We start from the raw sequence: 12,992 nt of genomic DNA on the forward strand, positions 1-12,992 counted from the left end.
CGGCGGCGGTGTTGGACAGGACCCCGCCCGTCGCGGTGATCTTGATGATGTCGGCGCCCGACCGCACCTGAAGCCGCACGGCGCGCATGCAGTCCTCGGGTCCCGAGCAGATGCTCTCGCCGGTGAACAGATGCATGATGTCTTCGCGGTAGCCGTTGACGTCGCCATGGCCGCCGTGGATCGACACGGCCTCGCCCGCGGCCACGATGCGCGGGCCGGGCACGTCGCCGCGACGAACGGCGTCACGCAGGGCGAAGATCGACTCATTGGTGGCGCCCAGATCGGCCACGGTCGTGAACCCCGCCATCAGGGTGCGCCGGGCGAACCGGGCGCCGACCATGGCCTGGTCCGCATTCGACTGCGTCACCCCCTCCAAACGGGAATTGGGGTTCTGTTCGCCCGTCAGATGAACGTGGCTGTCGATCAGACCCGGCAGGACGAAGGCGTCGCGCAGATCGACGATCCGGCCCTCTCCGACGAAGCCGTCGCGGATTTCGACGACCTGGCTCCCCCTGATCACGAGAGTTTTATTGCGCAGCACAACGCCGTTCGACGGGTCGGCCAATACACTCCCCGCTTGGACGAACAGGGTTTCGCCTGTCGCGGGAACGTCCAATGATACGGGCGCTTGTTGCGCCTGCGAAGGGAATACGAAGGCCAGAGCGGCGACGACGGCCAAGGCGGCGGATTTCATGCGGACCCCTCCAAATGAGCCTGGCACCATACCCTGCGACAAGTTTGCGCCAAGGCTTAGGTTGATCCGGGCGGCCGCATTTGAAACAACCCGTCACTTGTAGTGAACATGCGAGGGGCGTCGCATGCGGCTTTCGAGACGTGGTTTGATCCTGGGCGGTTCCGCCCTGCTGGCCGGTTGCGCTTCGGCCGACAGCATGGCGGCCGTGCGCGGCGCGGCCCTGACGCCCATGACGACCGACGCCGCGGCGACGCGCGCGGTCATGGCGGATGCGGCGCTGGACCCTTCGCCGCCGCTGGACCCCCGCAACCGCGTCCGCAAGGAGCTGATGGATCGCGCCCTGGCGGCGCTGGACATCCATCACCGCAAGATCCCCCAGCGTGACCGGATGTATCTGGTCGACTTCAAGCGGTTCTCGGGCGACGAGCGCCTGTTCGAGGTCGATCTGGTCTCGGGCGAGGTGAAGGCCTTCCGCACCTGCCACGGCCGAGGCTCGGACCCGACGCACAGCGGCTTCGCGCAAAATTTCTCGAACACCCCCGAGAGCTATATGTCCTCGGTCGGCGCCTTCGCCACGGCGGGCGCGGGCTACGGCGCCCAGCAGGGACCGAATGTGCTGCTGGACGGGCTGGAGTATTCCAACGACCGGGCGCGCGAACGGGCCATCATCATCCACGGCGCCGACTACGCCGACCCGGACTTCCTGGCCCGCGAGGGCAAGCTGGGACGCAGCTACGGCTGTTTCTCGACCTCGCACGCCGACCTGCCCAGCCTGCGCGAACGGATGGGCGAGGGCCGGTTGTTGTTCGCCTTCGCCTGACAACGGCGACGCGGCGTCGTAAAGCGCGTCCAAAGACTTGAGGACGCGCCATGGACGACACCCTTCACCTCGACCACCTGATCGACGGCCGCCGCGTGGGCGGGGACCGTCCCGGCGAGATCCGCAATCCGTCCGACACCCATGAGGTGGTGGCCCGCACGCCCGACGGCGGCGCGGCCGAGGTCGATATGGCCGTGGCCGCCGCCAAGACCGCCTTCCCCGCCTGGTCCGAAGCCTCGCCCGAGGTGCGCAGCGACGTGCTGGACCGCGCCGGGACCCTGGTCATGGAGCGGCGCGAGAGCCTGGGCCGCCTGTTGTCGCGCGAAGAGGGCAAGACGCTGGCCGAAGGCATCGGCGAGACGGTTCGCGCCGGGCGCATCCTGAAATATTTCGCGGGCGAGGCCCTGCGTCGGCACGGCCAGAATCTGGACAGCGTGCGGCCCGGCGTCGAGGTGCGGACGCGGCGCGAGGCGGTGGGCGTCTTCGGCCTGATCACACCGTGGAACTTCCCCATCGCCATTCCGGCGTGGAAGGCGGCCCCAGCCCTGGCCTTCGGCAACACCGTGGTGATGAAGCCCGCCGGGCCGACCCCGGCGACGGCCAGCGCCCTGGCCGACATCCTGATGGAGGCGGGCCTGCCCGCCGGGGCGTTCAACCTGGTGATCGGACGCGGCGGCGTGGGCCAGGCCATCGTCGACCACCCGGACGTGGACGGCCTGTCCTTCACCGGCTCGCAATCCGTCGGTGCGGGCGTGGCCCTGGGCGCGGCCAAGCGCCAGGCGCGGGTGCAGTTGGAGATGGGCGGCAAGAATCCGCTGGTCATCCTGGACGACGCCGATCTGGAACGCGCGGTGATGGTGGCCCTGGACGGCAGCTTCTTCTCGACCGGCCAGCGTTGCACCGCCTCCAGCCGTCTGATCGTCACCGACGGCATCCACGACCGCTTCGTCGCTGCCCTGGCCGAACGGGTCGCGGCCCTGCGGGTCGGCCACGCCCTATCGCCCGACACCCAGATCGGCCCGGCCGTCAGCCAGGGCCAGCAGGACAACGACTACAGCTATATCGACATCGCCCGCGACGGCGGCGGCCGCATCGTGACCGGCGGCGGTCAGGTGCAGTCCGACACGCCCGGCTGGTACGTCCAGCCGACGCTGATCGCCGACACCGACCCGACGATGCGGATCAATGCGGAAGAGGTGTTCGGCCCGGTCGCCTCGACCATCCGCGTCAAGGACTATGAGGAAGCCCTGGCCGTCGCCAACGGCACCGAGTTCGGCCTGTCGTCGGGCATCGTCACCACCTCGCTGAAACACGCCCAGGACTTCCAGCGGCGCGTGCGGGCCGGGATGGTGATGGTCAATCTGCCGACGGCGGGCGTCGACTATCACGTGCCGTTCGGCGGCTCCAAGAAGTCCAGCTTCGGCCCGCGCGAACAGGGTTTCGGGGCCATCGACTTCTACACCCAGACCAAGACGGCCTATAGCTGGGCGTAAGGGGCAGGCGCGGCCGGAACCGCGCCTCCTTCCTTCACTGATCCGAGGCTGAACGCACCTCGACCGGCAGGCCCAGGGCCTCCAACTGGGGCCGCACCACCGAGGCGTCGCCGATGACCACCCAGGTGAAGGCGTCCGGCTTCAGCGCCGCGCGGGCGGCCGCGTCCATCGCCTCGACCGTCAGGGCCTGATAGCGGGCCGGCGCCTGACGCCAGTAGTCGTCGGGCCGGTCATAGACGTCATTGGTGCGCAAGGCGCCCAGGACGGCGGCCGAGGTCTCGAAGGCGCCCGCCAACTGACGGCTGTTGCCCTGGACGATCCGATCCCGTTCGGCGGGGGTGACGCCCCGCGCGCCCAGGAAGTCGGCGTACTGCTGCATCAGGACCTGGATCGATTCACCGGTGCGGTCGGCCTGGACCGGGGCGTTGATGATATAGGCCATCCGCTGTTCACGGGCCGGCGCATTGCCGCCCAGGCCATAGGACCAGCCGCGCGTCTCGCGGATGTCCTGATTGATCCGGGCCAGGAAGCCCGAGCCGATCGACTCATTGGCGGCGTTGAAGACCAGGGGATCGTCGGCGCCCCGGATCGGCAGCACCTGGCCGCCCAGGATCACCGACTGCGGCGACTGCGGCCGGTCGATCAGCACGATGCGCGGCTGGGGCGCCGGGATGGCGCGGTCGAAGGCCTTGACCCCGCGTGGACGATCCGGCGCGGCCCAGGTCCCGAAGCGGGCCTCCAGCAGGGGCGTGATCTCCGCCAACGGCCGATCCGAGGTGACGAAAATGGTCGCCGTGTCGGGCCGCAGCCAGGTTTGTTGGAAGGCGACCAGATCGTCGCGGGTCAGGGCGCGCAGAGTCGCCTCGTCGCCCAGACCATTGGCCGAACGTCCATAGGGATGGCCGGCGCCGTACAGCAGGGCGGGCAACACCCGCTGGCCGATGGCGTTGGGCTGGGTGCGCTCAGAGGCGACGGCGGCCAGGTGTTGCGCACGCAGACGATCCAGCTCCGCCGGGGCGAAGGTCGGACGCAGGACCACGTCGGCCAGCAGGTCCAGCGACGCCGCGAGATTGGCGCTGAGCGCGGTGACGCCCACCTGGCTGCGATCCATGGTCGAGCCGGTGAAGACGTTGGCGCCCAGCCGTTCTTCGGTCTCGGCGATGGCGACGGCGTCCATGGACCCGGCGCCCTCGTCCATCAGATTCAGGGTCAGGGCCTGCACGCCCATGGCGTTCGGCGCATCGGCGCTGACGCCGGCGTCGAAATCCAGCGAGACGCGCGTGATCGGCACGGTCGCGCTGCGGGCGTAGATCACTGGCACGCCGTTGGACAGCCGCGCCCTCTCGGTCGCCGGGAAGGCCAGCGCCCCGACCTGGCCCACCGCGGGCATGGGTTCGCGCGGCGTGATGGTCAGCGGCTCGGCGGCGGCCGGAGGCGGCCGGGTCGCGGCGGCTTCCTGATAGGCTTCGCGCTCGCCCGGATCGATACGGGTGGCCAGGACCGGCCGCGTCAGCCAGCGCCCCATGGCGGCCCGGGCCGAGGCGGGGGTCACCCGGCTGAGACCCGCCATCTGGCGACGGTAGAAGCCGGGATCGTCGGCATAGAGCGCGCCCTCGGCCAGGACCACGGCCTTGCCGGTGAAGCCGCCGACCGATTCCAACTGTTGCAGCCGACCCGAGATTTCCGAGGTGACGACGCGCGCGACCTCGTCCTCGGTCGGGCCATTGGCGATGTAGTCGGCGATGATCCGGTCCAGTTCGGCCGAGACGGCGTCGACATCCTGGCCCGGCTTCACGTCGACCGAGACCTCGAACTGACCGATGCGCTGGAACGGCAGATAGCCGGTCGTCACCGCGATCGCCGTCTGGTTTCCGCGCACGAGCTGGTTGTCCAGGCGCGAGCTGGCCAGACCGCCCAGCACCTGGGCGGCGACATCCAGATCGGCGGCGTCGGCGTCAGTCAGGCCGGGCGTGATCCAGGTGCGGATGATGCGCGAGTTGGACACCCGGTCGTGCAGCCGCAGCTCGGTGCGCTGCTCCAGGGTCGGCACGGCGGCCTGGGCCGGTTCATGGCGCGGCCCGCGAGGGATCGGACCGAAATATTTCTGGACCAGGGCGCGCGCGGTCGCCGTGTCGATGTCCCCGACCAGCACCAGGACGGCGTTGTTGGGACCGTAGTTGTCGCGGTGCCAGTCGCGCAGGTCCTGCAAGCTGGCGGCGTCCAGGTCGGCCATCGAACCGATGGTCGAATGCCGATAGGGGTGGCCGGGCGGGAACAGGGCCTCCAACTGGGCGTATTCGACCAGGCCGAACGGCTGGTTGTCGCCCTGGCGTTTCTCATTCTGAACGACGCCGCGCTGGTTATCGAGCCGTTCCTGGGTCAGGGCGCCCAAGAGGTGGCCCATGCGGTCGCTCTCCATATAGAGCGCCTGCTCCAGGGCGGCGGTCGGCACGGTCTGGAAGAAGTTGGTGCGGTCGAACCAGGTGGTGCCGTTCCAATCGGTCGCCCCCATGGCCCGCAACGGCTCCATCAGGCCGCCGGGCAGGTTCTCGGTGCCGTTGAACAGGCCGATGTGCTCGAACAGATGGGCGAAACCGGTGCGGCCCTCGCGCTCATCCTTTGAGCCGACATTGTACCAGGCATGGACCGCCACGACCGGCGCCTTGCGGTCGGTGTGAACGACGACCCTCAGGCCGTTGTCCAGGGTGAAGGTCTCGAACGGAATATCGAGACCCGCCGCCAGCTCGGCCGCGGATGCGGTCGGCGCCTGCGCCGCCGCCACGCCCGGAACCGCCAGGGACAGGGGCGCCGTCACCACCGTCGCCGCCAGAATGATCGCCAGTGCACGCATGGCCGTTACCCCCTCTTGACCCGGCGCGACCTTATCCCAAGCGACCGCTCCCGCAAGCGGCCGAGGCAACGAGACGATTACATACTCGTATGTATTTAAGTTTCCGATGCGTAATATAAATACGTAAATTGATGCACAGATATCGCGAATTACATAATTCTCAGACAATTGATTGACAAATTCAGCCACACGACACTCAATCTTTTGGTCGATGTTAATTTAGATTAATCAAAACGACTGAATTCTTCGACTGAAGATCGTCGGCGCCCCAGGTGCAAAGCCGACTGAAGGCGGATGGGGGTCCCGCCGACCGTTGGAAACAAAGACGCGATTGAGGAGGCCCTGATGAATCTGTCCAAACTCTTGGGAACGACGGTCCTGACGTCGGTGATCGGCCTGGCCGGAGCCGCAGCCGCGCAAGACGCCCCGGCGGGACCGGGCACGACCGTCGACGAGGTCGTGGTGACCGGCAGCCGCATTCGGCTGAAGGACTATACGGCCCCCAATCCCGTCACGACCGTGACCTCGGAATCGATCGAATTCTCGGGCGCCACCAACCTCGGCGCCTTCCTGACCGACCTGCCGTCCCTGACCAATTCTCTACAGCTCGAAGAGGGCGCCGAGACCGACACGCCCGGCCTGTCCGGCCTGAATCTGTTGAACCTGCGCAACCTGGGGGCGGTGCGCACCCTGGTGCTCATCGACGGACGTCGGCACGTCTCGTCCAACCCCGGCGCCGCGTCGGTCGACACCAACTCCATCCCGACCGCCCTGGTCGAACGTGTCGAGGTGCTGACGGGCGGCGCTTCGGCCGTTTACGGCGCCGACGGCGTTTCGGGCGTGGTCAACTTCATCATGAAGAAGGATTTCGAGGGCGTGGACATTCGCGCCCAGACCGGCTGGTCCGAAGCGGGCGGCGGCGCCAATAATTTCGTCAGCCTGCTGATGGGCGACAATTTCGCCGAGGGCCGCGGCAACGTCACCCTGAACCTGGAATACAGCGGCGACGACGCCGTCACCTTCTTCGATAGGGACTACACCCGCCCCGGTCAGCGATCGATCCTGATCAGCAACCCCGACGATCCGGGCACCTTCAACCCGGACGACGATGATCCCAGCCTGTACGACTTCGTTCCGGCCACCAATACGCGCTACATCGACACGACGCGGGGCGGCTCGATCTACACCAATTTCAACACCGCCACGACGCTGTCAGGCGTCACCTTCCTGAGCGACGGCTCGCGGTTCGTGGACGGCCGATCGGCCGGCGGCTTCATCGCCGTGGGCGGCAGCGGCACCCCCCTGGACGATTTCAACGACGACCTTCTGCCGGGCCTGAAACGCGGCGCGGTCAATCTGAACGCCCGGTTTGAAGCGGCGCCGAACGCCACCCTGTTCGCGGAGCTGAAATACACCAACAGCCAGGCGACCTTCTTCGCCCAGCCCAGCTATTTCTACGGGCTGCATGTGCCGCTGGATAATCCCTATCTGCCGGCCGTCGCCCGCGCCGACGCCCTGACGCCCGGCGGCTTGGGGTTGAGCCTGGGCGGCGTGCTGCTGGCGCGCGACAACTTCGACCTGGGCACCCAGAACTATGACATCACCCGCGAAACCTTGCGCGGGGTGATCGGCCTGGAAGGCTCCCTGTCCGACCGCATCGACTATGAGGTGTCGTTGGTTTACGGCCGCGCCGATCAGACGACCGACAATCGCAACGTCATCATCTATGATCGTGTCTTCGCCGCCGCCGACGTCGTGAACGGCCCGGGCGGCCCTGTCTGCCGATCCAACCTCGACCCCAACGCCATTCCCCTGGGCGACCTCTTCGCCCAGTTCGCGTTCCCGACCGGGGCCTGGGGCCGGACCTTCACGCCGGGCGCAGGCTCAGGCTGCCTGCCGTTGAACCTGTTCGGCGAGAACCGGAACTCGCGCGAGGCGATCGACTGGGTCACCGGCGACTACACCAACACCGACACCATCGATCAGACGGTCCTGAGCGGCTTCATCACCGGCGACACCGAGGGTTGGTTCAGCCTGCCGGCCGGCCCGGTGAACTTCGTCCTGGGCGCCGAATACCGTGAGGAAAGCAGCGACTCGCGTCCCGCCCCCATCCAAGAAGTCGCCGATGCGATCGAATATCCGTTGACCGGCATCGGCCGCGCCTCACGCACCCAAGGCTCGTTCGACGTCAAGGAGGTGTTCGGCGAACTGTCGGTTCCGATCCTGCGCGACCTGCCCTTCGCCCAGGACCTGCGGATCGGCGCCGCCTACCGCTACTCGGACTATTCGACCAGCGGCGGAACCGAGACCTGGAACGTCAACGCCCGCTGGCAGGTCAACGACGTGCTGGCCTTCCGCGCCACCAAGGCCCGCGCGGTTCGGGCGCCGAACATCAACGACCTGTTCGCGGCGCGTCAGCAGACCTTCGTCTCATTCGCCGATCCCTGCTCTCAGGAAAACGTGGACGACGGGGAAAACCCGACCCTGCGCCGTCAGAACTGCGCCGCCGACCTGACCGCCATGGGCGTCAATCCGAACACCTTCATCAACAACAGCTCGGAGGCGACGGGCGGCTTCATTCGCGGCAATCCAGACCTGAACCCCGAAGAGGCCGACACCTTCACCCTCGGCTTCACGATCAGCCCCAGTCTGATCCGGGGCCTGTCGCTGTCAGTGGATTATTACGACATCACCATCGACGACGCGATCCAGGCCTACGACCCTCAGACCATCGTCAACAACTGCTACGACCTGCCGCGACCGAACGCCTTCTGCGATCTCATCGCGCGCGGCGATGTCGGCGGCAACAACGGCCGGATCGTCAGTTTTGAACAGATCCCCGGCAACATCGCCTCGTTCCAGACCTCGGGCGTGGACTTCACCGTCCGTTACGCCCTGGACCCGGCGGACTTCGGCTTCGACCGAGACATCGGCCGTTTCAACTTCACCCTGATCGGCAACAAGCTGGAGGACCTGACCCTGGTCGAGGCGTCGGGCGCCCAGCCGAACGACGACCTGGGCGAAGAGGACGCGCCGGAATGGCAGGTCACCTTCGACGCGACCTGGATGTATCGCGACGTCACGGTCAACTACGGCGTGGCCTGGGCGCGCAAGACCTCGCGCTTCTCCAACGCGGCCATGGCGGCGGACGTCGACGGGGACCTGGCGGCGCCGAACCTGCTCTATTTCGACGCCAAGAACGTGCACGACCTACAGGCGCGCTGGCAGGTCAACGACAGATTCCAGGTCTATGGCGGCGTCAACAACCTGTGGGACCAGCAGCCCGAGGCGGACGACTACACCTATCCGGTCAGCCCGATGGGGCGCTTCTTCTATATCGGCATGAGCGCCAAGCTGGGTTCGATCCGGGACGCCCTGTTCTGGCGCTGATCCCGCGGAACGGTCACTGAAAAGGCCCCGGCGATCGCTCGTCGGGGCCTTTATTTTCGGAGGCGTCGCGATCAGTCGTGGCGCGGGCCGCGTTCGCCGTCCTCCAGGGCGCCGGAGTGGTCGGCGTCCATCTCGCGGAAGGCTTCGCGCATCGGCGCCAGGAATTCCTCCTCCGACACCTTGCCGTCGCCGTTCTTGTCCAGGCCGCCTTCGCCCGGGCCGCCTAGACGATGGACGAACACCTCGTGACGCCGCTCGCCGCCGTCGGCGCCGGGACCATCGGGACCGCCGGGGCGATGCATGAAGACACGCGGGCCGTCGGGTCCGCCCTGCATGTCGCGTACGATCACATCGGCCTCGTCGCCCTCGACCTGACGGCCGTTGACGATGACCCTGGGCGCGCCGTTTCCGGTCGCTTCGACGACGATGGTCCGGCGTTCTCCGTCGCCGCCCTGACGCATGTCCAGCCTCGGAGCATGGCTCCAGGACCCGCCGTCCGTCGTCACGATCTCGATGTCGCGTTCAAGGCCGCCGCCCGGCCCGCGCATCTGGACGCGCTCCGGTCCCGTCGGCCGTTCGTCCGGGGAAAGGCGGCCGTCGCCGTTCTTGTCCAGGCGGGCGAAGGCTTCGGCCACGGGCGCCATGAACTCTTCGCGCGAGACGAAGCCGTCGCCGTCGGCGTCGCGGGAGGGACCGCCGCCGGACACCACGACGACGCGCTCTTCTTGCACACGCGGCGCTTCGGCCGATTGGCCCGCCGCCAGGGCCAGGACCAGACTGAGGGATGACAACATGGATCGAACTCCTGTTTCGGTAGGCCGCATCCAAGCCGACAAGTCTGTCGCCCGTGTTGCGGATCGGGTGTTCGTGTTTCACGGCTGAAATGACGCGGCGCCGTTCCTATCGCATGATGGGGCGATGAGCGCCGACCCCACCGCCCGCATTCTCGTCGTCGATGACGATCCCGGCATCCGCGAGGTGCTGTGCGATTATCTGAACCAGCACGGCTATCTGGTCTTCGGCGTCGGCTCGGCGGCCGAGATGGACCAGGCCCTGGCCGCGACTCCGCCGGACGTCATCGTGCTGGACCTGATGATGCCCGGCGAGGACGGCCTGTCGGTGGTGCGCCGCCTATCGGGCAAGGGACCGCCGATCGTCATGCTCAGCGCCATGGGCGAGGACACCGACAGGATCGTGGGGTTGGAGCTGGGCGCCGACGACTATCTGGCCAAGCCGTGCAACCCGCGTGAGCTTCTGGCCCGCATCCGCGCGGTGTTGCGCCGCCCGCGCGACGCGGAGGAACGTGATACGCCCAGCCTGTGCTTCTCCGGCTGGCGGCTGGATCTGTTGCGGCGTGAACTGACCCGCCCCGACGGCGTGGCGATCACCCTTTCGGCGGGCGAGTTCGCCCTGCTGCGCGCCTTCGCCGAACGCCCCTCGCGGGTGCTGACCCGCGACCAGTTGCTGGAACGGGCGCGCGGCGGCGACGCCGACGTCTTCGACCGCGCCATGGACGTGCAGATCAGCCGCCTGCGCAAGAAGCTGGACGACGGCTCGGGCCAGGAGCTGATCGTCACCCTGCGCGGCGAGGGCTATATGTTCGACGCCAAGGTGGAGCGCCGGTGAAACGGCCGACCTCCCTGCCCGTGCTGATCCAAGTCGGCGCCCTGGCGGCGGCGGCGGTGATCGCGTCACAGGCCGTGGCCTTCGCCGTCGTGGTGATGTCGCCCGACCCCCGCCCGGACGGGTTCAGCGTCTCGGCCGCGGCCGACGCCCTGCGCGGGCGGCCCGCCCAGACCCAGGACGGCCGCGACCTGCGTCGCCGCCTGGGCGAAACGCCCATATCGGGTCCCGCCGACGATCCGATGAGCAGCGTGATCGCCTCCCTGCTCGCGCGGGAACTGGAGACGACGCCGGACCGGGTTCGCGTGCGCCTGGACCTGCCCCGCCGCCCGCCGGGAGCGTGGCGCGGCGTTCGGCCGTCGGGCGGTGAAAGCATCGTCCTGGAACGCCGCGTGTCGCCTGGGGAGACGCCGTCCGCCGCCCCAGACGGAACCGCTCAGGTCCCCGTCCGGGCCGAGACCCAGACCTTCGTCACCGTCTTGCCCGCGCCGCGCGGGGACGCCCCGCCGCCCGCCCGCATTCGCGGCATGGTTCAATTTCATCAGTCGCTGGGCATCCGCTCTGATCGACTGACCTTCGGTCCCTTCACCGCCTCCTGGCGGCTGGACGACGGGCGTTGGGCCACGGTCGAGCCGCCGCGCGGCCTGTTGTCGCCATGGCAGCAGCGCATCCTGTTGGCCCTGGCCATCAGCGCCCTGATCCTGGCCCCGCTGGTCTGGTGGATGGCGCGGCGGCTGACCCGGCCGATCCGCGTCTTCGCCGAGGCGGCCGAGCGTCTGGGCGCCGATCCCGACGCCGAACCCTTGAACCCCACCGGCCCGGCCGAGGTGCGCACGGCCATCCACGCCTTCAACGACATGCAGGCGGCGATCCGCGCCCATATGCGCCAGCGGACCCAGACCATCGCCGCCATCGCCCACGACCTGCGCACGCCCCTGACCCGCCTGCGCTTCCGCGCCGAACAGGCGCCGGACGCCGTGCGCGACCGCATGGCCGGCGACATCGAGGAGATGGACCACCTGATCGGCCAGGCCATGGCCTTCGTGCGCGGAGACGCCGCGACCGACCGGCGCGAACGGTTCGACCTGGGCCTGTTGGCCGACGATTGCGCGCACGGGTTTTCCGAAACGGGCGCCGCCGTGACCCTGGACCGAGCCGAAGGCATGATCGTCGAAGGCGACCCTGCGGCGTTGCGCCGGGCCGTCTCCAACCTGATCGACAACGCCTTGAAATTCGCCGGCTCCGCGCGCGTTTCGGCCTTTCGCGACGGAGAGACGGCGGTGCTGGAGGTCGCCGATGACGGACCCGGCGTCGATGAGGCGGAGTTGGAGACCGTATTTGAACCCTTCCATCGCGGCGAACGCAGCCGCAACCGTGAGACCGGCGGCGCGGGCCTGGGCCTGTCGGTGGCGCGTCAGGCGGCGCGGGCGGCAGACGGCGAGGTGCGTCTGATCAACCGGCCGGAAGGCGGCTTGACCGCACGCCTGAGCCTGCCCCTGGCGGGTTGAGCGTTACAGTCGATCACCCCTTGTTACAGGCGCGGGGTTGAATCCCCGGCCGCACAGTTCCATTGAGGCGCCGAACAGATTTCAGGAGACCGCCCCATGACCGTCCGCGTCGCCATCAATGGATTCGGCCGCATCGGCCGCCTCGTTCTGCGCTCGATCGTCGAGCACGGCCGTCGCGACATCGAGGTGGTGGCGATCAACGATCTGGGACCGGTCGCCACCAACGCCCACCTGCTGCGCTACGATTCGGTGCACGGCCGTTTCCCCGGCGCGGTCGAGGCGGGCGACGACTGGATCGACGTGGGCCTGGGCAAGATCCGCGTCACGGCCGAACGCGATCCGGCCAACCTGCCGCACAAGGAACTGGGCGTTGACATCGCCTTCGAATGCACCGGCATCTTCACGTCCAAGGACAAGGCCTCGGCCCATCTGAAGGCCGGCGCCAAGCGGGTGCTGGTCTCGGCCCCGGCCGACAACGCCGACAAGACCATCGTCTATAAGGTCAACCACGAGACCCTGACCGCCGACGACATCGTGGTGTCGAACGGTTCGTGCACCACCAACGCCCTGGCCCCGGTGGCCAAGGTGCTGAACGACCTGTTCGGCATCGAGC

General features: G+C 68.2%; 9 protein-coding genes. 6 read left to right on the forward strand and 3 right to left on the reverse strand.

The features are described from left to right. Nucleotides 1–694: amidohydrolase family protein (locus V7D63_RS11950; RefSeq protein ID WP_333592505.1), on the reverse strand; the 694-nt coding region annotated here is incomplete at its 3' end. A gap of 124 nt (nt 695–818) precedes the next feature. Between V7D63_RS11950 and V7D63_RS11955 the strand changes: the two genes are divergently transcribed. Together V7D63_RS11955 and V7D63_RS11960 are read left to right on the forward strand one after the other, a co-directional pair. After that, on the forward strand, nt 819–1,514 hold the full coding sequence (locus tag V7D63_RS11955; RefSeq protein ID WP_333592506.1) for a murein L,D-transpeptidase catalytic domain-containing protein: 696 nt from the start codon (nt 819–821) through the stop codon (nt 1,512–1,514). A gap of 50 nt (nt 1,515–1,564) precedes the next feature. After that, nucleotides 1,565–3,007 carry an aldehyde dehydrogenase family protein gene (locus V7D63_RS11960; RefSeq protein WP_333592507.1) on the forward strand — a complete coding sequence of 481 codons (1,443 nt, stop codon included), beginning with the start codon at nt 1,565–1,567 and terminating at the stop codon, nt 3,005–3,007. A gap of 34 nt (nt 3,008–3,041) precedes the next feature. Here V7D63_RS11960 and V7D63_RS11965 read toward each other — a convergent pair whose 3' ends face one another. Next, nucleotides 3,042–5,858 carry a M16 family metallopeptidase gene (locus V7D63_RS11965; RefSeq protein WP_333592508.1) on the reverse strand — a complete coding sequence of 939 codons (2,817 nt, stop codon included), beginning with the start codon at nt 5,856–5,858 and terminating at the stop codon, nt 3,042–3,044. A gap of 345 nt (nt 5,859–6,203) precedes the next feature. Here V7D63_RS11965 and V7D63_RS11970 point away from each other — a divergent pair, with 345 nt between their 5' ends. Further along, a complete protein-coding gene (locus V7D63_RS11970) occupies nt 6,204–9,248 on the forward strand; it encodes a TonB-dependent receptor plug domain-containing protein (protein WP_333592509.1) in 3,045 nt (1,014 codons plus the stop codon). 71 nt (nt 9,249–9,319) lie between these two features. Here the strand turns inward: V7D63_RS11970 and V7D63_RS11975 are convergent, their stop codons facing one another. Continuing rightward, complete coding sequence (locus tag V7D63_RS11975; protein ID WP_333592510.1) at nt 9,320–10,042, reverse strand: hypothetical protein; 723 nt, start codon at nt 10,040–10,042, stop codon at nt 9,320–9,322. A 124-nt stretch (nt 10,043–10,166) separates the two neighbouring features. Here V7D63_RS11975 and V7D63_RS11980 point away from each other — a divergent pair, with 124 nt between their 5' ends. The 3 genes from V7D63_RS11980 to V7D63_RS11990 form a co-directional block, all read left to right on the forward strand. Next, nucleotides 10,167–10,874, forward strand: coding sequence for a response regulator transcription factor (locus V7D63_RS11980; RefSeq protein WP_333592511.1), 708 nt, complete (start codon nt 10,167–10,169; stop codon nt 10,872–10,874). Continuing rightward, complete coding sequence (locus V7D63_RS11985; RefSeq protein WP_333592512.1) at nt 10,871–12,379, forward strand: ATP-binding protein; 1,509 nt, start codon at nt 10,871–10,873, stop codon at nt 12,377–12,379. The genes V7D63_RS11980 and V7D63_RS11985 overlap by 4 nt, the downstream gene beginning before the upstream one ends. 96 nt (nt 12,380–12,475) lie before the next feature. After that, the coding region (locus V7D63_RS11990) for a type I glyceraldehyde-3-phosphate dehydrogenase (RefSeq protein ID WP_333592513.1) at nt 12,476–12,992 on the forward strand (517 nt) is incomplete at its 3' end.

This window comes from Brevundimonas sp. (assembly GCF_036732845.1).
Taxonomy (GTDB): domain Bacteria; phylum Pseudomonadota; class Alphaproteobacteria; order Caulobacterales; family Caulobacteraceae; genus Brevundimonas.

Coding starts and splice junctions, on each gene's coding strand:
- V7D63_RS11970 (WP_333592509.1), top strand. CDS start 6,204: ATGAATCTGTCCAAACTCTTGGGAACGACGGTCCTGACGTCGGTGATC.
- V7D63_RS11975 (WP_333592510.1), bottom strand. CDS start 10,042: ATGTTGTCATCCCTCAGTCTGGTCCTGGCCCTGGCGGCGGGCCAATCG.
- V7D63_RS11980 (WP_333592511.1), top strand. CDS start 10,167: ATGAGCGCCGACCCCACCGCCCGCATTCTCGTCGTCGATGACGATCCC.
- V7D63_RS11965 (WP_333592508.1), bottom strand. CDS start 5,858: ATGCGTGCACTGGCGATCATTCTGGCGGCGACGGTGGTGACGGCGCCC.
- V7D63_RS11960 (WP_333592507.1), top strand. CDS start 1,565: ATGGACGACACCCTTCACCTCGACCACCTGATCGACGGCCGCCGCGTG.
- V7D63_RS11955 (WP_333592506.1), top strand. CDS start 819: ATGCGGCTTTCGAGACGTGGTTTGATCCTGGGCGGTTCCGCCCTGCTG.